This is a genomic window from Actinomadura alba (assembly GCF_014323705.1).
GTDB lineage: Bacteria > Actinomycetota > Actinomycetes > Streptosporangiales > Streptosporangiaceae > Actinomadura_C > Actinomadura_C alba.
This window is the reverse complement of record NZ_JABVEC010000018.1, coordinates 44,809-69,842: the sequence shown is the minus strand read 5'-3', so window position 1 is coordinate 69,842 and position 25,034 is coordinate 44,809. Positions and strand designations below refer to the sequence as shown.

Here is a 25,034-nt window from a genome sequence, read left to right as displayed (position 1 = left end):
GATTACTGTCGTGCCATACCAGTTCGACGAGGGCGGTGAAAACGACTGTGGATGTGCTGGTCCAAAAATATGGCGGTACTTCTTTGCAGACGCTCGACCGCGTTCGTCACGCTGCCTTCCGCATCGCGGAGGCCCGGCGGAATGGGCCGTCGCTGGTCGTCGTCGTCTCCGCGCGCGGAAGCAGGACCGATGATCTGCTGCGGCTGGCCGCCGACGTCGGCCCGGCGGGTCCGTCCCGGGAACTGGATCAACTGCTGGCAGTCGGCGAAGGCGAGTCGGCGGCTCTGATGGCCATCGCCTTGAATGGACTGGGGATACCGGCGATCTCGCTGACCGGTCACCAGGCCGGGATCCGGACGACCGATCGGCACGGCGATGCGCTCATCGCAAGGATCGGGGCGGCGCGTGTGCGGGCGGCTCTGGATGGTGGCAAGGTCGCCGTGGTCACCGGATTCCAGGGGGTCGACCACGCCGGTGACATCGCCACGCTCGGGCGCGGCGGCTCTGACACGACCGCGGTGGCGCTGGCGGCGCAACTGCGCGCGTCGGCTTGCGAGATTTACACCGACGTCGACGGCGTCTTCAGCGCCGATCCCCGCATCCTTCCCGCGGCTCGGTGCCTGCCGTGGGTCCAACCTGGCGTAATGGCGGAGATGGCGTTCGCGGGCGCACGGATTCTGCATACCCGTTGCATCGAACTGGCCGCCATGGAAGGGGTCGAGGTGCGTGTCCGGAACGCGTTGTCGCAGGCGCCCGGAACGACGATCGTCGAGCGGCAGGACGGTCGGCCGCTGGAGACCCGGCGGGCCGTCATGGCGGTGACCCACGACACCGACGTCGCGCGCGTGCTGGTGCACTGCCGGGACATCCGCCGGGACCTGGCTCCCGACGTTTTCGAGGCGCTGGCGGCCCACGGGACGGTGGTGGACCTGGTGGCCAGGTCCGGGCCCTATGAAGACGAGTTCCGCATGGGATTCACGATCCGCCGCAGCCAAGCCGACCCCGTGCGGGCCGCATTGCACGAGGTGACGGCCGCCTTCGGCGGGGGTGTGCATTTCGACGAGAACGTCGGCAAGGTGTCAGTGGTCGGGATGGGCCTGCTCAGCCGTCCGGAGTACACGGCCAGGCTCATGGCGGCATTGGCCGCGGCCGGAATTCCGACGAGCTGGATCTCCACCTCCCAGATGCGGTTGTCGGTGATCGTGCCGCTGGAGCGCACCGTCGATGCAGTCGAGACCCTGCACCGCGAGTTCCACCTTGACCGGGATGAGCCGACAGACGGCACGTCCGCGACCCCCGGCCGTTCCGCCACCGCTTGAGAGAGGCAGGACACAGTGGCTGTACACAACGCCTCGTTCGCTCGAGGTCTCCGCCTGCGACGCCTGTTTCGCCATGGCGACGGGCGCCTGCTCGTCGTGCCGCTCGATCACTCTGTCGCAGACGGGCCGCTGCGCGGTGGCGATCTGAACGCCTTGCTCGGTGAGCTCGCCGGCACCGGTGTCGACGCCGTGGTTCTGCATAAGGGCCGTCTCCGTCATGTCGATCATGGCTGGTTCGGCGACATGTCGCTGATCGTGCATTTGAGCGCGAGCACGAGGCACGCTCCGGATCCGGACGCGAAGTATCTGGTCGCCCACGTGGAGGAGGCGCTGCGGCTGGGCGCCGACGCGGTCAGCGTGCATATCAATCTCGGTTCGGACCAGGAGGCCCGGCAGATCGCCGACCTGGCGGCCGTGGCGGGGGAGTGCGACCGCTGGAACGTCCCGCTGCTCGCCATGATGTACGCCCGGGGACCGAAGATCAGTGACTCGCGGGCGCCGGATCTGGTGGCGCACGCCGCGTCGCTGGCCGCCGACCTCGGCGCGGACATCGTCAAGACCGACTATGCGGGCACACCCGAGCAGATGGCCGACGTGGTACGGGCCTGCCCGATCCCGGTCATCGTGGCCGGCGGCCCGCGCATGACCGAGACCGACGCTGTGCTCACCTATGTGTCCGATGCGCTGCGCGGCGGTGCGGCCGGGGTGGCCATGGGACGCAACGTCTTCCAGGCCGACCAGCCCGGCTGGATGGCGGCCACGATCGCGCGGCTGGTGCATGAATCGCGGCACGTCCCGGAGCGGGACGGCGTGAACAACCGGCTTGCCCTTACGTCCTTGACGCCCTGACCTTCCGCAGAGGGGATACCTGTGAAACTGTGCTGGCTGGACATCCGTAACGCAGACGGTGCCAAGGAAGCCATTGTTGAGGAAGCGGTCCACCAGAGGGTGGACGCTATCGTGGCGGCTGATCCGGCGGACCTGGAGCCGCTTCCTCCGACGGTGAAGAGGGTTCTGTTCCCGCGGAACCAGCCGTTGCCGGAGAAGCTGGCCCCTGCGGACCTGGTGATCGTCGACCCGGCCGTTCATGGGGAGCCCGCTGAGCTGGCACATCGGTACTCCGACGTGGAGTTCGGCCGGTACGTGGAGATCACCGACGCCGACAGCCTCGAGGACGCCTGCCGCGCGGCGCGCCTGGACCGGTGGAGCCTGTTGTACTTTCGTGACCCCACCAAGATCCCGCTGGAGATCGTGCTGGCCGCCGCGGCCGGGGCAGAGGGCAGCATTATCACCCAGGTGGCCGATGTCGAGGAAGCGGAGATCGTGTTCGGTGTGCTCGAGCACGGCTCCGACGGGGTGATGCTGGCGCCTCGCGCCGTGGGGGAGGCCACCGACTTGAAGGCGGCCGCGGTGAGCAAGGCGGCCGACCTGTCGCTGGTGGAGCTGGAGGTCACCGGGATCCGGCGGGTGGGGATGGGTGAACGGGCGTGCGTGGACACCTGCACGAACTTCCGGCTCGACGAGGGCATTCTCGTCGGCTCGCACTCCACCGGTATGATCTTGTGCTGCAGCGAGACCCATCCGCTTCCGTACATGCCGACGCGGCCGTTCCGGGTCAACGCGGGTGCGCTGCACTCGTACACGCTGTCGGCCAACGGACGCACCAACTACCTCAGCGAGCTCGGCTCCGGCGGCAGGGTGCTCGCCGTCGACTCGAAGGGGCGGGTACGGGTCGTCACGGTGGGCCGGGTCAAGATCGAGTCGCGGCCGTTGCTGGCGATCGACGCGGTCGCGCCCTCGGGTGTGAAGGTCAACCTCATCGTTCAGGACGACTGGCACGTACGGGTGCTCGGGCCGGGCGGCGAGGTCTTGAACGTCACGGATCTGACGGCGGGCACGAAGGTGCTCGGCTACCTGCCGGTCGAGCAGCGGCACGTCGGCTACCCCATCGATGAGTTCTGCATCGAGAAGTGAGCAGTGACGGCGATGGCAGCGCAACCCGTTCTGGACTTCCACGTACGCCTGGCACCGCGGACCGGGGCCGGTGAGCGGCTCCTGTCGACGCTGGACGAGTGCGGGCTGGAGCGGGCGGTGGTGTGCGCGGGCGGCACCATCGACCTGGACCGCCTGTCCCGCCAGCTCATCGAGGGCGGGCACGTGGAGACCGACGCCGACAACGACGCGGTGCTGGAAACCTGCGAGGGCACCGACGGGCGCCTGGTGCCGTTCTTCTTCGCCAATCCGCACCGCTCGCCCGATGCGTACCGCGCCAGGGCAGCCGAGTTCCGCGGCCTGGAGGTATCGCCCGCCGTGCATGGTGTCGGCCTGACCGACCCGCGCGTCGTGGCGCTCGTCGGTGTGGCCGCCGAGTTCGGCCACCCGGTGTACGTGGTGTGCCTGACCCGTCGCGGTGCGGGCGTGGCCGACCTGGTCGACCTGGCCCGCCGGTTCCCGCAGGTGAGCTTCGTGCTAGGGCACAGCGGTATCGGCAACATCGACTTTTACGCTCTCACGTTGATCCGAGACGAACCCAACATCCTGCTGGAGACCTCCGGCGGCTACACGTGCGTGGCCGAGGCGGCGCTGAGCCGCCTCGGCGCCGGGCGGGTGGTGTTCGGCTCCGAGTATCCGCTCCAGCACCCGGCCGTGGAGCTGGCCAAGTTCCAGGCGCTGCGGATACCGCCCGAGCAGTGGCGGCAGATCGCCTGGGACAACGCGCATCGACTGCTAGGGGAGGAGAAGCCGTGAATGACCCAAGTTCGAGCCTGCCTCAGCTCGGCCAGTGGAACGGGCCGGAGGACCTGCAGCGCCTCCAGGAGAAGCAGCTGCCGCAAACCGTCACCTGGGCGGCCCGCTCCCCCTTCTACCGCTCGCGGCTGAACTCGGCGGCCCTGCCCGCGACCGCCGCCGACCTCGCCACCTTGCCGCTGACCACGAAGCAGGACCTGCGGGACAACTACCCCTTCGGCATGCTGGCGGTCCCGAAAGAGCGGCTGGCCACCTACCACGAGTCCAGCGGGACCGCCGGCCAGGCCACGCCGTCCTACTACACGGCGGAGGACTGGATCGACCTGGCCGAGCGCTTCGCCCGCAAGTGGATCGGCATGTCCAGCGAGGACATCTTCCTGGTGCGCACGCCCTACGCGCTGCTGCTGACGGGGCATCTCGCGCACGCCGCCGGCCGGCTGCGCGGGGCCACCGTGGTGCCGGGCGACAATCGATCGCTGGCCATGCCGTACGCCCGCGTGGTCCGGGTCATGCACGACCTGGGTGTCACGCTGACCTGGTCGGTGCCGACCGAATGCCTCATCTGGGCCGCTGCGGCGGCCGCGGCCGGGCACCGGCCCGGCGCCGACTTCCCCGCGCTGCGTGCGCTGTTCGTCGGCGGCGAGCCGCTCACCGCCGCCCGGCGCGCTCGGATCAGCCGGCTGTGGGGAGTACCGGTGATCGAGGAGTACGGCTCCACTGAAACCGGCAGCCTCGCCGGAGAGTGCCGGCACGGCCGGATGCACCTGTGGGCCGACCGGGCGCTGTTCGAGGTGTACGACCCGCAGACCGGCACCGTCCGTCCGGAGGGCGAGGGCCAGCTCGTGGTCACACCGCTGTACCGCGAGGCGATGCCGCTGCTGCGCTACAACCTCGAAGACAACGTGTCGGTCTCCTACGGCGACTGCGAATGCGGATGGGACCTACCCACGGTCCAGGTGCTCGGCAGGGCGGCGTTCGGCTACCAGGTCGGTGCCGCGACGATCACCCAGCACCGGCTGGAGGAGCTCGTCTTCTCCCTCCCGGACTCCTACGGGGTGGTGTTCTGGCGGGCGAAGGCGGAACCGACGGTATTGCGCATCGAGATCGAGGTACCCGAGGAGCACCGGGCGGACGCCCAAGCGGAACTGGCGGCTTCGGTGCGGGCCGTGTTCGGGGTCGACAACGATGTCGTCGGGCTGGCTCCGGGGACTCTGGTGCCGCACGATGCGCTGACCACCATGCCCGACGTGGTCAAGCCGCGCAGCCTGTTCGGGCCCGGTGAGGACTGGGGCAAAGCGCTCCTCTACTACTGATGGGGACGACATGCCGCAGATAAGGGTGGCCGTGGCCGGGGCCGGAATCGCCGGCCTCGCCTTCGCCGCCGCCCTTCGCCGGACCGGGATCGACTGCCACATCTACGAGCAGGCGGGGCGCCTGGCCGAGGTGGGGGCGGGGGTACAGGTGGCGCCCAACGCCACCCGGTTGCTGCGCCGACTGGGCCTGCGAGAGCGCCTGCGCGCCGTCGCGGTCGCACCGCAGGCGATCGAAATGCGCCGCTGGGACGACGGCACATTGCTGCAACGCACTCCGCTGGGCGGCCCGTGCCGCCGCCGCTTCGGGGCGCCCTATTACACCCTGCACCGCGCTGACCTGCACAGCAGCCTGCTCTCGCTCATTCCACCCGACCGGGTGCACCTCGGTGCCCGTTGCGTCGCCATAACGCAGGACGCCGACGCGGCGCGGCTGCATCTGTCCGACGGTACGACGGTGACGGCGGATCTGGTCGTGGGCGCCGATGGCATTCACTCCATCGTGCGCGAGCAGCTCGTGGCCGATCAGCCACGGTACTCCGGGCAGACGATCTACCGGGGCCTGGTGCCGGCCGAACGGGTGCCCTATCTGCTCACCGAGCCCCGTGTGCAGTTGTGGTTCGGACCGGACCAGCACTGTGTGTGCTACCCGGTGTCGTCCGGCCGGCAGGTGAGCTTCGGCGCGACCGTCGCCGCCTCGGACTGGCGGGAGGAGTCCTGGTCGGCGCGGGGTGACGTCGCTGAGCTCGCGGCCGCGTACGCGGGCTGGCACGCGGACGTCGCACGGCTGATCGGCGCGGCGGAGACGGTCAGCAGGTGGGCGCTGCACGATCGCGAGAGCGTCGACCGGCTCAGCTCGGGACGGGTGACCGTCATCGGCGATGCCGCACATCCGATGCTGCCGTTCCAGGCGCAGGGCGCGAACCAGGCGATCGAGGACGCCGTCGTGCTCGCGGTCTGCCTCGCGGAGGCGGGCCCCGACGGCCTCGGTGCGGCCCTGCGTCGCTACGAGCGGATACGCCTTCCCCGCACCAGCCAGATCCAACGCCGGTCTCGGGACAACGCGAAGACCTTCCACCTGGCCGACGGGGACGCGCAGCGCCGCCGCGACACCGCCGCCCAGACCTCATCGGGCCTGGACCGGCACCAGTGGTTGTTCGGGTACGACGCCGAGCAAGCCGCCACGACCAGCAGGAGCTCATGATGGAACTGACCGGAATCGAGTCGACGGTCGCACTGGTCACCGGTGCGGCGCAGGGCATCGGCGCTGCCGTGGCGGGCACCTTGGCGGGCGCGGGAGCGCACGTCGCGGCCGTGGATCGCAACGCCGAGGGGCTCGCCACCGTCGTGGCCAAACTCGAGGCCGAGGGCGAGTCGGTCCGCGGCTACCCCGTCGATGTATGTGACAGCGAGGCGGTGGACGCGCTCGTGCGGCGCATCGAGGACGAGCAGGGGCCCATCGGCATCCTCGTCAACGCGGCCGGCGTCCTGCACACCGGCAAGGTGGTCGAACTGCCGGACCGGCAGTGGAATGAGACCTTCTCGGTCAACGCGGGTGGCGTGTTCAACGTGTCCCGTGCGGTGGCCCGGCGGATGATCCCCCGCTGCCGCGGCGCGATCGTGACCGTGGCGTCCAACGCCGCCGGCGTGCCGCGCATGGAGATGGCCGCATACGCCGCCTCAAAGGCCGCGTCCGCCCAGTTCACCCGGTGTCTGGGGCTGGAGCTTTCCGGCTACGGCATCCGGTGCAACGTCGTCTCGCCCGGCTCGACCGACACGCCCATGCTGCGCTCGATGCTCGGCGAGGATGCCGATCCAAGCCAGGCGATCGAGGGCTCGCCGGCCGCGTACCGCGTCGGCATTCCGCTGCGGAAGCTGGCCCAGCCGCGTGACGTGGCCGAGGCGGTCGCGTACCTGGTATCCGACCAGGCCGGTCACGTCACGATGCACGACCTGTACGTGGATGGCGGCGCCGCCCTGCACGTATGACGTCATCGGCGGGAAATCGGACGGAAACAGGAGGCGAACAATGGCCATGACCCCGATCGCGCCGTACCGCATGCCCGGCGATGGCGATCTGCCTAGCGCGGCGGTGCCGTGGCGCCCGCGTCCGGACCGGGCCGTCGTGCTGGTGCATGACATGCAGCGGTATTTCCTGCGCCCGTTTCCGGCCGGGCAGGCTCCGCTCACCGAGCTGGTCGCCAACATCGCGAAGCTGCTCGCGGCGGCGCGTACGGCCGGAGTGCCGGTGATGTACACGGCACAGCCGGGTGGCATGAGCCGCCAGGACCGCGGGCTGCTGCACGACTTCTGGGGTCCCGGCATGGGTGTCGACGAGGCCGACCGCGGCATCGCCGACGATGTCGCCCCCGAGTCGGGCGACACGGTGCTGACCAAGTGGCGCTACAGCGCGTTCTTCCGGAGTGACCTGGAAGAACGGCTACGGCGGTCGGGACGGGACCAGCTCATCGTCTGCGGCGTCTACGCGCACATGGGGTGCCTCATCACCGCCTGCGACGCGTTCAGCCGCGACATCCAGCCGTTCCTCGTGGCGGACGCACTGGCCGACCTGTCTCTCGACGACCATCTCATGGCGCTTCGCTACGCCGCGGACCGTTGCGCGGTGCCGCTGTCCACGGCCGACGTGCTGGCCGAGCTGGAGACCTAGCCGGCCGAGGCCGTCGTGCCCCCTGATTCATGCGCCTCGAATTCCCATTGGTACCGGCCACATCGACGCTCACCGATTTCCCCCACGCGAGACCATCACCTGTTCACGTGATTCACCGCGCAGAGCAAACGAAATACCGCGAATGCGGGTGAACGTTTGTTGTAGGGGCGGAGTACGGTCGCCTGATCGGCCATCCGGCCGTGACACCGAAGGCAGGGAGGAACACGTCAATGTCCGATCGCACTCATGTCGTCGTCATCGGCGGAACGTCGGGAATCGGGCGGCATTTCGCCCAGTCGTGCGCCGAACGAGGAAGCGACGTGGTCATCACCGGCCGTACGGAGGATCGGACCAAAGGCGTCGCCCATGAGATCGGCGGGCGGACTCGCGGACTCGCATTGGACCTGGCCGACCCGGAACGGATCATGGCAGGGCTGGCCGACGTGGAACGCGTCGATCGGCTGGTGCTCACGGCGCTCGACCGGGACTACAACACGGTTCGCGAGTATCGTGCGGCCGATGCGACGCGCCTGCTGACTGTCAAACTCACCGGTTATACGGCGGTCCTGCACGCTCTCGCCCCGCGGATGACCGACGAGAGTGCGGCCGTACTGCTCGGCGGCCTTGCCAGTCACCGGCCCTATCCGGGCTCCACGACCGTGACGACCGCCAACGGCGGCATCAGCGCGCTGGTCAGAACGCTGGCAGTGGAACTGTCTCCCATCCGGGTCAACGCTCTGCACCCGAGCATTGTCGCCGACACGCCATTTTGGAGTGACAAACCCGCTGCACGCGAGGCCGCCGAAACGCGTGCGCTCACCAAGCGGCCGGTGACGATGCAGGACTGCACCGAGGCGATCACCTTTCTGCTGGAGAACCGCTCGATCAACGGTGTCAACCTGAACATCGATGGCGGAGACGTGCTCATCTGACGCTTGTCGTGATCCGCCACGGCCCCCACCAGCCGGTCGCGCCCTGCCCGTGCTCCCGCTGCGCGCGAGCGTAGCGGGAGAGATCCCTGGCCGAGAACAGCGCCATGCCGGCGTTGAGGCCCGTCACCGGCACCGGAAGCCGCGTCCAATAGGCGAGTCGGCCGTCGACGCGGAATTCCACCTCCGACGTCTCGGCCCGGTAGGTGATGGCGTAGCCGTGCTCACGCCCCGGCTCCGTCGGCACATCCAGAACCACCCGGTGGATGTAGTGCTCGTGCGGACGGGTCACGCCGGGGATCACCAGTCGTTCGACCACCGCGTAAACGGTGTCATTGGTCGCGGCGGCATTGAGTACGACGCCGGTCTCCAGGTCGAAGAGGTTCACCGTCCCGAAGGCGTCGAGCAGGTCATAGGGAATCTGGCCGTGGGTCCGCACCCCCATCTCGACCTCGAACGTCAGATGTCCCGCCGCCGGCACGGCGAAGCGCCGCACGGACCGGTACATCTGCTTGGCGTTGTTCTGCCTCGGGTCCGTGTCGTGGAAGCGGGTGAACGGGTTGACGGTCAGCTCCAATCGCCCGTAACCGGTACGCACCCGTGCGTTGCGATCTTGGTAATGGTGCCGTTCGCCGTCGGCTCCCGTTATCGACATGATTCTCCAGCGTGTGGGATCGAGCTCGCCGCTCGTGAAGTCGTCGTACGTCCACGCGTTGGTCTTCAGTGCCGACGTCATGCAGACACCATCGGCCCCGCCGTCGTCGGCGGACATCACACGTTCACGCGGTTCGGCCGGGGCGGCACGCCATTTCTCCACTGCACGCCGGAAATCCCGTGAATGGGCCATGCCCGGCGCGGGGGCGGTGACCGAGACTGCCGCCGTACTGACCACCACGTCACGACGTCGTCGTCACGACGTCCTCGATTGAGGAGGTGTCATGGGCACGAAGAACTCGGCAGCGGACGGTGACCGCTATGTCGCGGTATTTGACAGCGCCCAGTTCACGGCATTGCGGCGCAGATCGAATGCCTTCATCGGCTGGGCGAGCGTCATCTTCTACGGGTGGTGGCTCCTCGTCATCCTGCTCGCCGCCTTCGCGCCGGACTTCTACCGGCAGGACCTCGTCGGCCCCATAAACGTGGGCCTGCTGGCCGTGTTCCTGTCGTTCAACCTGGTGGTGGTGGTCGCTTCGGTGTACATGCGATTCGCCCGTACTCAGCTGGACCCCCTCAGTGAGCGGATCCGGGCGGACCTGGAAGGAGGTCTCCGATGACAGGTGTTCTCGCGGCTCCTCCCCCGATTGACAACACATGGGCGGCGCCCGCGATCGCCATCGCGGTCGCCATCCCCCTCGCAATTCTGGTGTTCGCTCTCGTGAACGCCGCGCGCGGCGGCATACGCACCCCGAACGATTTCCTCCTCGCGGGTAAGAGGGTCGGCGCCGGTCAGAACGCCCTCGCGATGATGGGCGCGTTCATGATGTACTCGACGGTGATCATCATCATCGGGCACGTCGCGCTGAACGGCTACGACGCCATTCTCTTCGTCACGGCCTTCGCGGTCGGCTCGGTGCTCGGGGTGCTGATCTACGCCGGGCCGATGCGCAACGTGGGCGGGCATACGATGGGCGACCTGTTCGTGCTGCGCGCTCGAGAGCGCCCGGCACGGATCGCGTCGGCGGTCGTCACCCTGGTGACCTACACCATGTTCATGGTCGCCATGCTGGGTGCGATCGGTCTGGTCGCCACCCGGATGTTCGACACCAGCCCCGAGGCGAACCTTCCCCTCGCGGCCGTCGCGATGGTCGTCGTCGGCCTGGTCGCCATTCTCTGGGTGTACATGGGCGGGATGCCCGGAGTCACCCGGATGCTGGTGCTCAAGGCAATTCTGGTGGGCAGCTTCGTGGTGGTGCTGACCGTGGTGGTACTGGCCAAGTACAAGCTGAACATCATCGACCTGCTCGATGACGCCGAGGCCAATGCGAATCCGGACAAGCGCGGTTACGATCTGCTGGGCCCCGGCCGCCTGTTCGGCGAGAACTCCACGCCGAATTCAGGGCAGGATCCGTGGGTTCACCTGTCGAAGCTCGTCTCCGTCGTCATCGGGGGCATGGGGATGCCATGGCTCTTCATGCGTTACTACGTGGCGACCAGCGGACGGGACGCGCGGCGGTCCGCCGGCTGGGCGGCGATGTTCACCGCCGGGTTCTATCAGCTTTTGATCATCATCGGTCTCGGCGCCGTCGCGCTACTCGGCGCGAAGGGCATCGGCACGAACTACCACCACCGCGACACCACCCTGCCCAGGCTCGTGGACGACTTTGGCGGTGAGTGGGCGTCCGGCCTGCTCGGCGGGGTCGCCATGATCTCGGTCGCCGCTATTTTCGCAGCCATGCTGATCAACGCGGTGACGTCCTACACCAAGGACATCAACGCGGCGCGTGGCCGGCAGCCGGAACCGGCCGCCGAACTGAAGGAAATCCGGCGCAACGTGCTGGTCATCGGAATCGTCTCCCTCGTCGCGGGTGCGGCGATGGTGCCGGTGTTCACCCGTATCTTCATTCCGACAGTGGTCGACCTGGGGGCCTCCACGGTCCTGCCGGCGATCGTCTACTCGCTGTTCTGGCGCCGCTTCAACACCAGGGGACTGATGTGGACGGTCTACGGGGGACTGGCCGTGACCGTGGTCATGGTCGCGTTCTCCAACGGAGTGTCGGGTGACCCCAATTCCTGGTGGCCCAACAGCGACTTCAAGATCTTTGACATCGAACCCGGACTGATCGCGGGGCCGCTCGGCTTCCTGTTCGGCTACCTCGGCACGATCACCAGTAGCGAGCGCAACGACGCCGGCTTCGCCGAGATGCAGGTCCGTGCCCTCACGGGTGCCGTCGTTCCCCCTCGGAACGACCCCTCCACCGGCAGCGCGAACCTGCCGACCGGCAGCGTGGGCGTGCCCAACGGTAGCGCGGACAAGCGCGACCGGGGGAGCCGGACGCCCAGCGGAGCACACTGAACAACCGCGAACGGTGTGGGGCGGTCGCACCGCCCCACACCTCTTCGGGAGGGTCAAACGTGGATCCGGTACCGGTTCTCGTCGTGGGCGCGGGCCCGGTCGGCATGGTCACTGCTCTGGCGCTCGCCCGCCAAGGCGTGTCCTGCGTTCTCGTCGACCAGGATTTCGAGACATCCGTTCATCCCAAGCTGGACTACGTCAACTCCCGCAGCATGGAGTTCTTCCGGCAACTCGGCATCGCTGACGACGTCCGCTCCGCCGGTGTCGCGCCCGAGCACCGATCCGACGTGATCTGGTCGACCGGCCTCGCCGGTGAGCCGATCACCACGTGGAGACTTCCCTCGGTGTCCGAGGAGTGGCGACGCATCGCCGAGCACAACGACGGCACTCAGCCCGCCGTGCCCGGCCAGCGCATCTCGCAGATCGATCTGGAGCCGGTCCTGCGTGCCCACTGCCGGCGCAATCCGCTCATCGATCTGCGATGCGGCCTGCGGTTCGACTCCCTCACCCAGGACGACGACGTGGTGACCGGCCACCTGGTCGATGTGATGACCGACGACCAGGTCCGGCTGCGTTCCCAATATGTGATCGGCTGCGACGGGGCGTCGAGCCAGGTCCGCAAGGCTGTGGGCATCGGCGAGGAGGGCTTCGACGTACCCGGGTTGCCGGGCGCCTTCATGGTGCACTTCAAGAGCCGCGATCTGGACGCCTTGCACCGGCATGGGCGGTTCTGGCACTACTTCGCCTTCAGGTACATCATCATCGCCCAGGACGAGGTGGACACCTGGACCGCGCATGTCAACGGCATGGAGCCGTCCGAGTTCGACACACCACCGGCCGATCCGGCGGCATTCCTGCTCGAGACGATGCGGACGGATCTGAAGATCGACAAAGTGCTGCTGACCTCTCGCTGGCGCCCCGGCTTCATGATCGCTGACCACTACCGCGCCGGGCGGGTCCTCATCGCCGGCGACTCCGCTCATCGAATGTTCCCGACCGGCGCTTACGGAATGAACACCGGCATCGGCGACGCGGTCGACGCGGCCTGGAAGATCGCCGCACTCGTCAAGGGCTTCGGTGGCTCCAGTCTGCTCGACAGCTACGAGGTCGAACGCCATCCGGTGGGCCTGCGCAACATGCACACGTCACACCGGCACCTCGGCGTGCACCTCAAGGCGGGGGCATTCCTTCGCGAGGGCGCCTCGCTCCAGGCCATCGCATCCTTTCTCGATGCCGAGCGGGGCGAGAACGAGTGCACGGGAATCGAGCTGGGTTACCGCTACGACGACTCGCCCATCGTCTGTCATGAGGGTTCGCCAGAACCCCCGTCGAGCCCCCGGGAGTACACACCGACGACCTGGCCCGGAGGCCGCCCGCCCAGCCTTCTCCTCGAAGACGGGAAACCGATCTATGATCGCTTCGCCCCGTCCTTCACGCTCATCGACTTCGCCGGCGACGGCCGCGCGGACGCGCTCCTCGAAGCGGCGGCCGCTCAAGGTCTGCCGGTCGGCCATGCCGTGGTGAACGACGCCGGCGCCCGGCAGGTATGGGAACGCGACCTTGTCCTTCTCAGGCCTGACCATCATGTGGCCTGGCGTGGGAACAAGGCCCACCCGAACCCGGCTGCCGTGGTCCAGCGCGTACGAGGTGCTTTGTGAGCGGCCGGTACCACAGTCAGAGTTTGTGATTTAGATCTGGCCGGCGTTGGGTGAGAAGGGCGAAGCCGCGTTCGCCGAGGCAGCGCAGGGCGCGTTGGAGGCGGTTGTGGCTGCGGTGATCAACGCTGAGAACCTGCGGCGGCTTGCTCGAACGGGATGATGATGCAGTGACCTGCGCCTCGGTAGCCGGGATCGGCCGGCACCGGCAGGGTCTTGTCGTTGGGGTGGCCGGCCGGCAGGACGTGGGTGCGGGCCGCCTCGATGTCCACGACGTGGCCAGGCTCGACGCCGGAGGTCCAGAAGGTGGCGACGAGCCGGCCTCGTGACACGAGCTGACCACGTGCGGAATCCGCTCGATTCCGGACCGGTGGCCCGGCCTAGCGGCGGTTCCCATCGGGGATGAACCAGACGTGCCGTGGCACCGGGCCGGTGGCGGTCGCTGTCATGACGCTCTCCGGCGCAGGGACGCCGCGCCCTGAACTCGGGAGCGAACGTGGCCGAATGCGAGGAGCACGGGGGCGTCGGTCAGGATGGGGATGTGGTACGGGAACGGGCGAGGGCCGACCATGTCGGGCGGGCCGCCGTACCCGCCGTCCGCGTTCTGGTGTGCGAGCAGCCAGGACATGGCGCGCCCGATGGACCGGGGGTCGGTCCCGTAGCACAGCGTGATCAACCCGTAGGCGGTGCTGATGTCGTCGCTGGGATCGCCGGGCTGCATCCCCCAGCCACCATCGGCGTTTTGTGTTTCGCGCACCGTGCGCTCGATTCGCTCGGCCATGTCGGCCGTGCGGCGGTCGTGCGGGCCCGCGGTGCACGCGGCGAGACGCGCACGGAATATCGTGTGCAGGCGGCTGCGGCTCCACCCTGGCTCGAAACCGCCGTCGGACAGCTGGCTGTCGGCAAGGAACGCCAAGGCGCGTTCCCGTGCGGGCGCGGTGTGGGAATGCGGCGCGAGCGCGTTGATGGCCGCCGCCGTCATGCACGGCTCGGAGGCGGCGCCGGCGACGTATGTGGGGAACCCGCCGTCGGCGCCCTGGACGGCCAGCAGGGCGTCCACCCCGAGCCGCACGGCACCGCCGAAGGCGGCCGGATCGGTTGCATGCAGGAGCTCCAGGGCGGACGAGGTGCAGTCAACGTCGTTCAGCGCCACATTGGGGGACATGGACCAACCACCGCTGAGCGGCGTGCCGCGGGAAAGGCCGCGGGAAAGAGAGCGCCGCTTGGCGCCACCCTGGTGTGCGGCGAGCATCCCCGCCATCGCCCGGAGCAGGTCTGGTGGGGCACCGGCTGCGGCGAGACTCAGTCCGGTGGTCGACGTGCACCAGTTATGTATCTCCACTATGAACGGGAAGCCGCCATCGCCGCGCTGGTACCTCAGCAATGTCTCCAGGCCGCTGCGCACGGTCGCTTCCTGCCCGGGAACACCGGCGAGCCCGTGCAGCGTCAGGAGGTGCATCAGTACATAGCCCTCCCACACCGTGGTCGCCGGGTCCGTGGCCGTCAGCGTGCTCAGCGCGGCGGCAGTGGCCTCGTTGCTGACCTCCGCGGCGGCGGCGAGGATCAGCGTCACGGCGGCCTGCTGGACGACGGCCCAGGAGTGCATGGGATCGGTGGGGGCCTTTCCGTCGGCCGTCGGCGCGGCGTCGGGCGGCAACGGGCACCCGAGCACCGACAACACCGCGTACACCATCATGCGACGGCGTGCAGAGATGAACCCCGGTGCGGCACCGAGCACCGCATCCGTCAGCTTGCCGATAAGGGCAGCGTCACCAGCCGGTGCCCGGCCGGTGGCCCGTCCGACGGCGAGCGTGGCGAGGACGCCTTCGAGCTCCTGCGGGGCGTCCTGCCGCGCCTGGAGGAAGCCGAGCAGGCGATCCCGGGCGGGTGAGGCAAACCCGGTGCGTGCCATCAGCATCAGCGCGAGTGCCGACTCCAGCACTCGGCTCTGACACTCCTCGCGTATCGCGCCGTCGGAATCGACCCTGCCGCTGACATTTGCGAGCAGCCGGGATGTGGCCTGGCGCACGTGATCCGGACTGACCTCGGCGGGCCACGGTATCGGGGCCAAGCGCGTCACATTCGGTGGTTTCATGCCGTGCTCCTATCTGAATGTCCGGGGTCGGTGATGAGCTCGAGGACTGCACCGCGTGCCCGCAAGAAGCAGAGCCCCACACCCTCGCCACGTCGGCCGGTGCGTCGAGCTTGTGGTAGTCACTGAGCAGGTGCGGCTGGAGTATTAATCAGGTTGCGTCCGCGCCCTTTGCTCGAGTTCCTGCGCGAACTCCAGCCAGGCTCCGGCACACGATCGAGCCAACTCAGCGACGGAATTCCGCCAGTGCGATGGCACGGCATCGATCAGCCCGCACCACTCGACCGGCTCGACCACGTGACCGTCGATCCACCGGACGAAGGCGCGGCCGTTCTCCGCATACTTCACCGCGGGATCCCTGCTCAGATTGCCCCGCACCGAGCGCCAGTCAATGTTCTGAGGGGCGCTGCCCGTTCTGTGCCGCTGCGACTCCACCGCGCCATCGACGGATGGCCCGCGCTCCTCGGTGGTGCTGCGCTGAGGGGTCAAGACCGGATCCCGGCCCGCTCGCAGGCGTTCACGCACGTCTCGCGCCGTCCCCACCGAGACGCCGGCCTCCCTGGCGATGGTGCGCAAGGACGCATCGGGCTTCATGGCGATTACCTCGCTCGCCCGCCGCCGGCCCGCCGAACCATCTACGGGACGGACTCGCCCATCTCTCCCCACGCGGCCGCTCTCCCGCTCAGCTGAGACAAATGAACGCCGCCGGATCGCGCTTACCGTCGTCGGAGACAGCCCAGTAGCAGCCGCGATAGCTCGGTCCGACCATTGCCGGTATATCGCGAGGATACGGCCGGCCGCCGCCTCGCGATCGGCCAGCGAAAGCGGCAGCCCATGCTTGATGTTGGTATTAACAGAGAGCAGAAAGACTTCTTTGTCGTCACCTTCGAAGAACTTGACGGAGATGGTCTCGTCACCCCGGAGCTGCGCAGCTCGCAACCGATGCATGCCGTCAATGACCCGCATCGTGCTCCGGTGCACAAGAATCGGCGGAAGATCCTGCGCCGCAGTCAATAGCTGTACGTGTTCGGGATTCTCTCCGGCCAGTCGAGGTGAATCACCGGGCAGAATCGAGGATATCGGCACCGAAACCGGGGTCGCCTTGTCCAGTGTGACCGGGCCTTCCGCACGCGCCTCTCGCGCGGGGGATCTCTTGCTGGATGAGTTGCTGCTTACTTCCAGGGTCTCCGAATTGCTCCACATCCGAACACTCACCTACAATATATAGGAGCTATTGTTCGTACGGAAATCGGTCCTGCAGAGGTCAGTATGAGACTAGGGCTCCAACGTGGGTAGTGTCTACTACTCGATCGAGCAGTGGACGAGGCGAAGCACAGCCGCTAACTTCGTTTCGTCAGAGCGCAACCCCTTGCGGCTATGCCGAACCACATCACCGGGAAGGTGTACTTACGCGCGCGTCAGGCGATTAGCAGAGCACGGCTGCTCAGTAGTACTTGGTGACACGCGAGTAGCAGGGCCGACCGGATCCGTTCCGTCCAAAGCGTTCGCTCGTCCACGAAAGGACCTTGATTCTTTCCGCTGGCCATCGTTTCAATGACTTGGAAAGCTGATCGAGAGGAGAATTTCCGGTGACGAATATGAGGCGGCTGCGGAGTCGGCGCCTGAAGTACGCGGTGACCATCGCCACTGCGGCGGCCCTGGCGGGATCACTGACCAATGCCGTGGCAGCGTCCCAGCGGGAGGCGGCGGGCTTTGACCTCGATCAAGGGAACGCCGTGGTCGAAGTCGTCTATCCGAAGTTCGCTCCAGTGTCGCGTGCGACGAACACGGGCAGCAGTCCCGTGAACAGGGATCTCACCATCTTGCTGGAGGGACCGTGGTTTGACGCCATAGCTCCGTATCACCCGACGGCGGTGGGCATCTTTTCGAACCTCGGCCGCCGCCCGAGTGCCGAACGCACGACGCGCAACAAGAACATCGCTGTCATCTACTCCGCCTTCACCTCGTTGAACGCGCTCTACCCGCAGTACAAGTCCGCATGGCTTGAAATGATGCAATCGGCGGGTCTCGATCCGAACGACACCAAGGAAGACCCGACCACTCCAAGCGGTCTAGGCATTCTTGCCGCCAAGAACGCCCTGGCAGCGAGAAAGAATGACGGTTCCAACCGGGACGGTGATGAAGGCGGCCGTAAGTACAACCGGCAGCCCTACGCCGACTACACGGGCTACAAGCCGGTCAACAGCGCAAACGAGCTCCGCAACCCATCCCGCTGGCAGCCGAACACGTTCTCAACGAACCTGTTCGTCTTCACAGGACAGGAGTTCGCGCTTCCCCAGTTTGGCCGCGTGAAGCCGTTCTCGTTCGACAGTCCCGCCCAGTTCAAGATCTCTCCGCCGACCAACAGCAACCACTACAACCGTACCGCGTACAAACGCCAGGCCGACGAGGTCCTGAAAGCATCGGCGAGCTTGAACGATCACCAGAAGATGACCGCCGAGCTCTTCAATGACAACATTAAGACCTTCGGTCCTGTCGGCGGTGCACCGGTAATCATTGGGGGCAAGTTCGATACCGAGAAGACGGTTCACTTCGTCACCCTTCGCGACGTGGGCTTTTTTGACATGGCCATCGCGACGTGGTACTTCAAACGCAAGTACGATTCGGTGCGGCCGTTCAGTGCGATCCATCACTTGTATGGGAAGACGAAGATAACGGCATGGGGTGGGCCTAACAAGGGCACCGTCAGCGACATCACCGGAAACGAATGGCGGAGCTACCTGGACGCATGGCCAAGCAACCACGTCATGAAGGCTGCTGACCACCCCGAGTATCCTTCCGACTCTGCCGCAGAATGCCTTGCCTACGCCCAGCAAGTGCGACGTTTCACCGGCACTGACAAGATCGACATCTCCTTTCCCGTTGCCAAGGGTTCCTCCCTCGTTGAACCGGGAGTCACCCCGGCCAGTGACCTCACGCTGCACTGGAACAGCTGGACTGAGTACGCCAGCGACTGTGGGATCAGCAACCTCTGGGGCGGTCAGCAATTCCGTTCCTCAATTGAGGCGGTGTCCCAGTACGCACCGAAGATCGGCGACCTGAGCTACGAATTCATTCAGCGCAAGCTGAACGGCGGCTGATCTTCTTCGTTACCGACCCTGGCCGCCGACGGCGCCCTCTGGCTCCGTCGGCGGCCGGCCGCTGTCTGCCCGGCTTGGCGACGAAGCCTCGCGATGGACGCCTTCCGCGACGGCTGCCCCGGGTGGATGCGTTGAAGAATTTCGCCGGCCGCACGTCCAGGCCTTCCGCGGCCGGCTCGGCGGCCACCACGTCCTTGATATCAATTGATGATCCTTCCCGGCCAGGGCGAAAGCCCAGCCGGCCGGATCACCGCCGCACACACGATCTTTCTCTGTGGCGGGCTGATCCTGTCGCCGCGGCGTGACCGGTGGTGGAGTGCGGCGCGGTGGTGGCCTGGCCGGTCAGGTCGGGCGGAAACTCGAGTAGACAACGGTGGCCGCCGACGACGCTGGAAGACTGCCATGTCACCGCCCGGCTGGAGCGGGCGCTTTCGGCTGCCGGCTGCCGGCTGCCGGGGAAACGTATCGTGCGGGTGCCACCGCAGATGACAGCCCGGCACCGGCAGGTCGCCCGGACCCGCGGCAAGCCCGATCCGATCGACGCGGTGGCCGCCGCCCGGGCCACGCTGGCCGAACCTGATCTGCCGGTCGCCGGACACGGCTGGACCGGGCACCTGGGGTGCTCGAAGCGCGCCTGGCGGCGGACTCGTCCATGACGTGGCCGCGTTGACCAAGCGCATCACCGCGCTGGATGCCGAACTCCGCACCCGAGTGGAACGCACGGCCCTTCAGCTGCTGACGATGCCAGGATGCGCTCACCTGACGGCGGCTCTAGTGCCGATATGTTCAGAAGACGTCAAGTTCTCCTACACGGTCGAATTCTTCCTCATGTACTTCCTTTGTTGCGCGGTGGGTCAAGGTGCACCACAGAAGCCGACGACCTACCAGAAATGGCTGGAGGAATCCGGATTAACGGTCACGAAGGTAATCGCTCAGAATCCAACCGAAATGCCGGCAAACTCCATTGCCGCTCATGGCATCCTCTGCGCCATGAAGAAATAAACGCTTTTCACGCCCCCAGCAGAGCAGACGGTGAAGCCGTGAGATAGGGAGGATTCCGTTGTTCGCAAGCTCGTCGTCACTTGAATGCGGTAGCTCACTCGGGTTGCCCGTGTTGATCTTGTGTGTGGCGTGCGGGGTCGTGGGTGTGCGTTTGAGTCTCCGCAGCCGCCTGATGACCTGAGGGCCGCCGTGTAGTTGCGCATGGTGATCGCTGTTCCGCGGAAGGTCGTTGAGTCCCAGGCCGCGATGACCGAGGCGTTGCGACGCCGGATCATCCTCGGTGATCTGACGGCTCGTGATCGAACATATGCGGCAGGCCAAGGGGGTGCGGCTGGTCCGGGGCGAACACCGTGGGGGAAGCCTCCCGCGCACCTGTCCGGGCGGGTCGGTTCGGACCCGAGACCATGTTGAGGTAGATGGCCGGGGTGGCGACCGCTATGGGGTGGATGGCCTCGGTGTGTGGCAAGGCTGCGGCGCTGCTGGCGAACGGTGGGTTCGCACTGTTCACCACCGGGCTCCGGCTCCCACCGGCCTCGCCTCACCGGAAGCCGCCCGAACATGATCACTTCACAGCCATCTCAACTAGAAGAGCACTCGGCTGGTATGGCTCCTGCAAGAGCGCACTACAGGCATCCCTCAGCCCGCAATTCCTGACAACATGACCTGTCAGCTGTCAACGATTGTGTTGCGATATCCAAAGGCTTGCCTTCTTTCGACGGGGATCAAGAGGAGTTATAGTCGATCTAGTGGCCCGTCCGCATAATGGGGGATTCTATATGATCTTTCACGTGCTGCCAGTGAGGTCACAGCTACCTGTGGCGATGGCAATCGACAGAGGGTGCGGGGTTTCGAGCCGGGTTTCCGCTCGCGGCGAAGGAGTGTCCCGGCGCCGCCCGGCCACGGTCCGTCACGGTTTCCATGCTTTGTGTGGCATCACCCCTCTGAAATGCGGTATTGGGGTTCGTGCATTAGGCATCGCCTGGAAGGAGCGCGTACGCATATACCTGCTGCCGTTGACCGGAATTAACTTTTTGATCACAAACAGTCATAGCGGCTCGGCTGGATCCTCTTCCACCTGCCCCAGGAGTACGTATGGAGTGTGACCAGCGGGAACCGGCATCTCGGCGTCCGGTGTGTGTTCGGAGTCAGCGCCGACCCAAGGAGGGCACTCCGATGGCAGACGTCCTTCCGCCGCATCTCGCGGCCGCGAAGACGTGTTCCGTGCTCGTCGTCGATTACGAGATGCCGGTCCGGGCAGGGTGGGCGGCGGTGATCAGAGCTGCTCCCGGGCTGGCCGTGGTGGGCGAGGCGGCCGACGGTGAGGAGGCGGTGGCCCGGGCCGCCGAGGCTCACCCGGACGTGGTGGTGATGGGCGTCCGGATACCCGCCAACGGCATCGCCGCGATCGAGCGCATCCGGGCCGCCGCCGACCCTCCCAAGGTCATCATCCTGAGCCCGCCCGATCAGCACGAGCAGTTCCGCGACGCTCTCTGGGCCGGGGCTTCCGGTCTGCTCATGCGGGACGCCCCACCGGAACAGCTGCTGGCGGCAATCCCCGCCGTCGCGGCAGGTTACATGCTGTTGGCGCCCGACCTCGCCTACCAGATCGCCGAAACGTCCGCCGACGACGGCCGTGACCCGTCGCCGGCTTTTGACTTCGGCTCCTTGGGGGAATGGGCGCAGGGCGACCAGGAGCCGGCGCGGAGCGCAGTCACGGCGGACCATCTGGTGTTCGCGCGGGACATCCACGATGTGCTCGGCCGCACCCTTGCCGTGATCAACCGCAAGAGCGAGCTGGTGGCGCGGCTCCTCAGCGCCCAGCCGGACCGGGCCCGAGCCGAGCTGGAGACCGTGTGCGCGCTCGCGCGCCGGTCCATCGCCGAAGTACGAGCCCTGGCCGGCGGGTATCACCTGGGGGACCTGGCCGCCGAGATTGAGGGAGCGCGCTTCGACCTCCGGGTCATGGGGGTGCGGGTGGAGGTCAGTGGCAGCCCCGGTGCGCTGCCCCGTCCGATCCAGGAGGCGTTCGGCTGGGTGGCGCGGGAGGCGGCCGCCAACGTCATCCAGCACAGCGAAGCCGGACATTGCTCGATCGAGGTCTGGACCGGCAGCCGGACCGCGCATCTGCGGATCACCAACGACGGTACCGGGCAGCGCGGCTCGGCCCCCGGGACCGGGCTCGCCGGTCTGACGACGCGGCTACGCGCCGTCGGCGGCACGCTCATCCACGGCCCGGGCCCCAATCTCACCTATCGCGTCGAAGCGACAGCGCCGTTGAGCCGGTAAGGCGACTGGTGGAGGAAAGATGGCGATCAAGGTTGTCCTGGCCGAGGACGAAGCCCTCACCAGGGAGGCCCTCACTGAACTTCTCCAACTGTCGGGAGACATCGAGGTCGTCGCCCACACAGGGTGGGGCGACAGTGTGCTGGAGCTCGTGGACGACCACCAGGCCGGGCTCGCCGTTCTCGATGTGCACATGCCGGGCATGAACGGGATCGAGGTCGCCGAGCAGCTGAACCGGGAACGTTCCGGTTTCCCGGTGGTGATCCTGACCTGCGACGCCCGGCCCGGGCACCTGCAGCGGGCCCTCAAGGCCGGAGTGCGCGGAATCCTCACCAAGGAGACCTCGATCAGTGAGCTGACGAGGGTGATCCGTGAGGTGCACGCGGGGGGACGGCATTTCACCCCCGAGCTGGTCGCCGAGATGCTGGCCGCCGGCGAGAACCCGCTGACGGCCCGCGAGGCGGAGATCCTGAAGGCCGCCGAGGACGGCCGCCCCCTCAGCGCCATCGCGTCTCAGCTGCACCTGAGCCCGGGAACGGTCCGAAATCACATTCATTCGGCCATCCACAAGCTGGAGGCGGGGAACAGGATCAGTGCCGTGCACGCCGCATCGCGGGCCGGCTGGATCTGAGCCGATGGAAGCGGACGGGTCACCGGCCGTCAGCCGGTCAGCCGGTCCGGCGGGAGCGGGCCAGAGCCAGCCCACCGAGGACCATGCCGATCAGCCCTACCACCATGGCCCCGATGGCACCGCCTCGCCCGTTGCCGGTGCCGACACCATCGGTGGAGGTGGCCAGAGCCAGCACGCCGAGGACCATGCCGATCAGGCCCACCACCAGGGCCACCATGGCCTTACGACCGGCCGGGCGGGCCAGAGCCAGCCCACCCAGGACCATGCCGATCAGCCCCACAACCAGGGCCACGGTGCTCCCGAGTCGTCCGGAGCCGGTATCACCCGCGGCGGCGGAGACGTGCGCGGCGGCCGGTGCGGCAAGCCCGAACATCCCGAGCAGGGCGGCTCCGGTCACGGCAAGAACAAGTCGGACTGACATCAGGGCTCCTGATGAGCTCATGTCCCTCTCTTCTTTTCGTGGGTTTCCGAGGTTTGGATGTCGCCTGATCATGTCGCCGGACGCGCCGCCGGTCGTCCTGCAGACGTATGCAATTCGCGCTGCCGCAGGTGGCGCATCCGGTTGCTGCGGACGCCGCAGGCGGCGCGAAAGTACTGCGTGCGCGGTAGGCGGCCGCTCGTCCGCGAGGAGGAGTCCTGCGCGTCGATGTGGACTCCCAGGACCCCGGCGTCCGGTAGCTCGATAGCCTATTGGGGAGGTCAACGCCCGCGGCCACTTCCCCGGTCCTGCGGCAGCAAGCACCACTTCCAGCCGCAGCGATCGAGGAGCCAGGGGCATCTAGTGCCGTGTCAGGCAACGTTTGCCTCGCTGTCGAGGTGGTGTTGGCTGATCCTCGCTTGGTGGGCGAGCGACGTCCCCATTTCCGGTGGGGCGGGCCTCGGCCGGCCAGGGGACCCTCGTACGGTGCCGTGATGGGGGCGTCGTCTGGGGTCACGTCGTGCCGAGTTGACACCTGGCAGGTGCCGGCCGGCTCGACGGTGCTGGATCACGGTCGGGAAGGGGTTGCGATCGGCCGTGATGGTTCCGCCCCCAATGGTTCGGGTGGCGATGTTGGCGCCGCCGACGAGGTCGCGGTGCCCGGTGAAGGCGCAGTGCGGGCAGGAGAAATTCCGGTTCTTGGGTTTGGGGACCCGGCGATCACAGGTCGGGCAGGTCGAGGAGGTGCCGCGCTCGTCGACCAGATGGGTATCGATCCCGGCCTGTTCTGCCTTGTCCCGCAGGCATGTGATCAGGTGACCGACCCGCCAGTCCCGCAGGCGCTTGTTGTGGCGGCGTCCGGCCGTCAACTCCAGGACACCGCGCGGGTCGCCGATCTTCAGGATGCCGATGCGGTGCTGGATCGCCCACTGCACCACATCGCGCGCGGCTTCGTGGTGGGCTTGTGTGATCCGCCGGTGGTGCCGGGCTTGGAGTTTGCGTTGGCGGGTGCGGGTCTTCTTCCACCGCCGCGATCCCGCTTGGCCTTTGGTGGGCGCCCGGCGTGCGGTCGCTTTGGTGCGGGCCTTGGTGTCGCGCAGGTGCAGGTGGTTTTCGGCGCGGACCGCCCGCCCGGACACCAGCAGCCCTTGCTCGTCGGGGCCGGCGGCGGCGTACAGGTGGATCACGCCGGGATCCACTCCGGCCACCCGCGAGGGGTCGGGTTCTGCGCCGGGCGGGTAGGTGGCGACCGGCACCTGCGCGGTGACCTCAACGAACAGGCGGCCGCCGTCGGCCAGCAAGGTCACCGAGCGGACCTGCTCGGCCGGATAGGGCGGGTCACGATCCAGCCGCACCCACAACGGCGGACACCCGCGAGCCGTGGCCAACCTCAACCTGCGGCCTTGGGTCGTGAACGCCCCGTGCCGGAACCGCACCGGCATCAGCCGGCGCTTACGCCGCGGATACCGAGCCGACGTATCGCCTTGTCTTCGGCGCTTGGCAGCAGAGAACCACGCGTCGGAGAAACGGCGCAGCATCCCCTCCGCGGGGATGGAAGCCAGCTCACCGAACACGCCCGGACCGCTGTTGTGAAGCTCCCTGCACAACTCCTGGAAGTTCACCATCGCGGGCAAGCCTCGTTGCCGCCGCCAACGATTCATGTCCAGCACGCAGGCCCACACATCACCCGCCGACACCAGCAACCCGAAACACCGCCGCCGCTGGGCCCTTGTCACACGCAAACCGATTCGGGCGGTCCGGTGAACCACCCTGGGAGCATCCCGATCATTACCACGAGGCACGAACCAACTACACCACGCACCCACGACAATATTCGCGACGGCAGGGCAACATTGCCTGATACG

23 protein-coding genes are annotated in these 25,034 nt (G+C 67.3%); 17 read left to right on the top strand and 6 right to left on the bottom strand.

What is annotated here, in order from left to right:
* Positions 1 to 35: 35 nt before the first annotated feature.
* The 9 genes from HKK74_RS22975 to HKK74_RS22935 all read left to right on the top strand — a co-directional run bounded on the left by HKK74_RS22975 (position 36) and on the right by HKK74_RS22935 (position 8,977).
* Entirely contained in the window at positions 36 to 1,319 is a 1,284-nt protein-coding gene (locus tag HKK74_RS22975; RefSeq protein ID WP_312881686.1) for an aspartate kinase, read from the top strand.
* A 15-nt stretch (positions 1,320 to 1,334) separates the two neighbouring features.
* Positions 1,335 to 2,168 (top strand): 2-amino-3,7-dideoxy-D-threo-hept-6-ulosonate synthase, encoded by an 834-nt coding sequence (locus HKK74_RS22970; protein ID WP_187245351.1) that lies wholly within the window; start codon positions 1,335 to 1,337, stop codon positions 2,166 to 2,168.
* A 21-nt stretch (positions 2,169 to 2,189) separates the two neighbouring features.
* Positions 2,190 to 3,293 (top strand): 3-dehydroquinate synthase II family protein, encoded by a 1,104-nt coding sequence (locus HKK74_RS22965; protein ID WP_187245350.1) that lies wholly within the window; start codon positions 2,190 to 2,192, stop codon positions 3,291 to 3,293.
* 12 nt (positions 3,294 to 3,305) lie between these two features.
* Positions 3,306 to 4,067, top strand: coding sequence for an amidohydrolase family protein (locus HKK74_RS22960; protein WP_187245349.1), 762 nt, complete (start codon positions 3,306 to 3,308; stop codon positions 4,065 to 4,067).
* Positions 4,064 to 5,380, top strand: a complete 1,317-nt coding sequence (locus HKK74_RS22955) for a phenylacetate--CoA ligase family protein (protein WP_187245348.1) — start codon at positions 4,064 to 4,066, stop codon at positions 5,378 to 5,380. Before HKK74_RS22960 ends, HKK74_RS22955 begins: the two co-directional genes overlap by 4 nt.
* Before the next feature lie 10 nt (positions 5,381 to 5,390).
* On the top strand, positions 5,391 to 6,581 hold the full coding sequence (locus HKK74_RS22950; RefSeq protein WP_187245347.1) for an FAD-dependent monooxygenase: 1,191 nt from the start codon (positions 5,391 to 5,393) through the stop codon (positions 6,579 to 6,581).
* Positions 6,581 to 7,366, top strand: coding sequence for a 2,3-dihydro-2,3-dihydroxybenzoate dehydrogenase (locus HKK74_RS22945; RefSeq protein ID WP_187245475.1), 786 nt, complete (start codon positions 6,581 to 6,583; stop codon positions 7,364 to 7,366). Before HKK74_RS22950 ends, HKK74_RS22945 begins: the two co-directional genes overlap by 1 nt.
* A 40-nt stretch (positions 7,367 to 7,406) precedes the next feature.
* On the top strand, positions 7,407 to 8,045 hold the full coding sequence (locus HKK74_RS22940) for an isochorismatase family protein (protein WP_187245346.1): 639 nt from the start codon (positions 7,407 to 7,409) through the stop codon (positions 8,043 to 8,045).
* Positions 8,046 to 8,275: 230 nt separating this feature from the next.
* A complete protein-coding gene (locus HKK74_RS22935; RefSeq protein ID WP_187245345.1) occupies positions 8,276 to 8,977 on the top strand; it encodes an SDR family NAD(P)-dependent oxidoreductase in 702 nt (233 codons plus the stop codon).
* Here the strand turns inward: HKK74_RS22935 and HKK74_RS22930 are convergent.
* The gene (locus HKK74_RS22930; protein ID WP_187245344.1) at positions 8,970 to 9,710 is read right to left on the bottom strand and encodes a DUF6081 family protein; all 741 of its coding nucleotides are present in this window, start codon (positions 9,708 to 9,710) and stop codon (positions 8,970 to 8,972) included. The genes HKK74_RS22935 and HKK74_RS22930 overlap by 8 nt on opposite strands.
* A gap of 202 nt (positions 9,711 to 9,912) precedes the next feature.
* On the opposite strand from HKK74_RS22930, the gene HKK74_RS22925 reads away from it, so the two are divergent.
* Genes HKK74_RS22925 through HKK74_RS22915 form a run of 3 tightly spaced genes read left to right on the top strand, consistent with a single transcriptional unit; the run spans position 9,913 to position 13,645 of the window.
* Positions 9,913 to 10,248, top strand: a complete 336-nt coding sequence (locus HKK74_RS22925) for a DUF485 domain-containing protein (RefSeq protein ID WP_187245343.1) — start codon at positions 9,913 to 9,915, stop codon at positions 10,246 to 10,248.
* Entirely contained in the window at positions 10,245 to 11,987 is a 1,743-nt protein-coding gene (locus HKK74_RS22920; protein ID WP_187245342.1) for a solute symporter family protein, read from the top strand. The genes HKK74_RS22925 and HKK74_RS22920 overlap by 4 nt, the downstream gene beginning before the upstream one ends.
* A 59-nt stretch (positions 11,988 to 12,046) precedes the next feature.
* A complete protein-coding gene (locus HKK74_RS22915) occupies positions 12,047 to 13,645 on the top strand; it encodes an FAD-dependent monooxygenase (protein ID WP_222722621.1) in 1,599 nt (532 codons plus the stop codon).
* Between the two features lie 119 nt (positions 13,646 to 13,764).
* Here the strand turns inward: HKK74_RS22915 and HKK74_RS22910 are convergent, their stop codons facing one another.
* From HKK74_RS22910 to HKK74_RS22900, 3 genes are all read right to left on the bottom strand, one after another.
* A complete protein-coding gene (locus tag HKK74_RS22910) occupies positions 13,765 to 13,974 on the bottom strand; it encodes a hypothetical protein (RefSeq protein ID WP_187245341.1) in 210 nt (69 codons plus the stop codon).
* Between the two features lie 113 nt (positions 13,975 to 14,087).
* A complete protein-coding gene (locus HKK74_RS22905) occupies positions 14,088 to 15,584 on the bottom strand; it encodes a prenyltransferase/squalene oxidase repeat-containing protein (protein WP_222722620.1) in 1,497 nt (498 codons plus the stop codon).
* A 297-nt stretch (positions 15,585 to 15,881) separates the two neighbouring features.
* On the bottom strand, positions 15,882 to 16,937 hold the full coding sequence (locus HKK74_RS22900) for a ParB/RepB/Spo0J family partition protein (protein ID WP_187245339.1): 1,056 nt from the start codon (positions 16,935 to 16,937) through the stop codon (positions 15,882 to 15,884).
* Between the two features lie 431 nt (positions 16,938 to 17,368).
* On the opposite strand from HKK74_RS22900, the gene HKK74_RS22895 reads away from it, so the two are divergent.
* The 5 genes from HKK74_RS22895 to HKK74_RS22875 all read left to right on the top strand — a co-directional run bounded on the left by HKK74_RS22895 (position 17,369) and on the right by HKK74_RS22875 (position 22,751).
* Positions 17,369 to 18,835 carry a DUF6851 domain-containing protein gene (locus HKK74_RS22895; RefSeq protein ID WP_187245338.1) on the top strand — a complete coding sequence of 489 codons (1,467 nt, stop codon included), beginning with the start codon at positions 17,369 to 17,371 and terminating at the stop codon, positions 18,833 to 18,835.
* Positions 18,836 to 19,320: 485 nt separating this feature from the next.
* Entirely contained in the window at positions 19,321 to 19,491 is a 171-nt protein-coding gene (locus HKK74_RS22890) for a hypothetical protein (RefSeq protein ID WP_187245337.1), read from the top strand.
* Between the two features lies 1 nt (position 19,492).
* Entirely contained in the window at positions 19,493 to 19,837 is a 345-nt protein-coding gene (locus HKK74_RS22885; RefSeq protein ID WP_222722619.1) for a hypothetical protein, read from the top strand.
* A 1,173-nt stretch (positions 19,838 to 21,010) separates the two neighbouring features.
* Positions 21,011 to 22,123, top strand: coding sequence for a response regulator (locus HKK74_RS22880; protein ID WP_187245335.1), 1,113 nt, complete (start codon positions 21,011 to 21,013; stop codon positions 22,121 to 22,123).
* A 19-nt stretch (positions 22,124 to 22,142) separates the two neighbouring features.
* Complete coding sequence (locus tag HKK74_RS22875; protein WP_187245334.1) at positions 22,143 to 22,751, top strand: response regulator transcription factor; 609 nt, start codon at positions 22,143 to 22,145, stop codon at positions 22,749 to 22,751.
* 37 nt (positions 22,752 to 22,788) lie between these two features.
* Here HKK74_RS22875 and HKK74_RS22870 read toward each other — a convergent pair whose 3' ends face one another.
* Positions 22,789 to 23,172 carry a DUF6223 family protein gene (locus HKK74_RS22870; protein ID WP_187245333.1) on the bottom strand — a complete coding sequence of 128 codons (384 nt, stop codon included), beginning with the start codon at positions 23,170 to 23,172 and terminating at the stop codon, positions 22,789 to 22,791.
* 368 nt (positions 23,173 to 23,540) lie between these two features.
* A complete protein-coding gene (locus HKK74_RS22865; RefSeq protein ID WP_312881684.1) occupies positions 23,541 to 24,905 on the bottom strand; it encodes an RNA-guided endonuclease InsQ/TnpB family protein in 1,365 nt (454 codons plus the stop codon).
* Positions 24,906 to 25,034 lie beyond the last annotated feature (129 nt).

What these genes read in the sequence shown, in the direction of transcription:
- HKK74_RS22960 (WP_187245349.1), top strand. Translation starts at nt 3,306, where the DNA reads ATGGCAGCGCAACCCGTTCTGGACTTCCACGTACGCCTGGCACCGCGG.
- HKK74_RS22950 (WP_187245347.1), top strand. Translation starts at nt 5,391, where the DNA reads ATGCCGCAGATAAGGGTGGCCGTGGCCGGGGCCGGAATCGCCGGCCTC.
- HKK74_RS22945 (WP_187245475.1), top strand. Translation starts at nt 6,581, where the DNA reads ATGGAACTGACCGGAATCGAGTCGACGGTCGCACTGGTCACCGGTGCG.
- HKK74_RS22940 (WP_187245346.1), top strand. Translation starts at nt 7,407, where the DNA reads ATGGCCATGACCCCGATCGCGCCGTACCGCATGCCCGGCGATGGCGAT.
- HKK74_RS22935 (WP_187245345.1), top strand. Translation starts at nt 8,276, where the DNA reads ATGTCCGATCGCACTCATGTCGTCGTCATCGGCGGAACGTCGGGAATC.
- HKK74_RS22930 (WP_187245344.1), bottom strand. Translation starts at nt 9,710, where the DNA reads ATGACGTCGGCACTGAAGACCAACGCGTGGACGTACGACGACTTCACG.
- HKK74_RS22925 (WP_187245343.1), top strand. Translation starts at nt 9,913, where the DNA reads ATGGGCACGAAGAACTCGGCAGCGGACGGTGACCGCTATGTCGCGGTA.
- HKK74_RS22920 (WP_187245342.1), top strand. Translation starts at nt 10,245, where the DNA reads ATGACAGGTGTTCTCGCGGCTCCTCCCCCGATTGACAACACATGGGCG.
- HKK74_RS22900 (WP_187245339.1), bottom strand. Translation starts at nt 16,937, where the DNA reads ATGTGGAGCAATTCGGAGACCCTGGAAGTAAGCAGCAACTCATCCAGC.
- HKK74_RS22890 (WP_187245337.1), top strand. Translation starts at nt 19,321, where the DNA reads ATGACAGCCCGGCACCGGCAGGTCGCCCGGACCCGCGGCAAGCCCGAT.
- HKK74_RS22880 (WP_187245335.1), top strand. Translation starts at nt 21,011, where the DNA reads ATGGCAGACGTCCTTCCGCCGCATCTCGCGGCCGCGAAGACGTGTTCC.
- HKK74_RS22875 (WP_187245334.1), top strand. Translation starts at nt 22,143, where the DNA reads ATGGCGATCAAGGTTGTCCTGGCCGAGGACGAAGCCCTCACCAGGGAG.
- HKK74_RS22870 (WP_187245333.1), bottom strand. Translation starts at nt 23,172, where the DNA reads ATGTCAGTCCGACTTGTTCTTGCCGTGACCGGAGCCGCCCTGCTCGGG.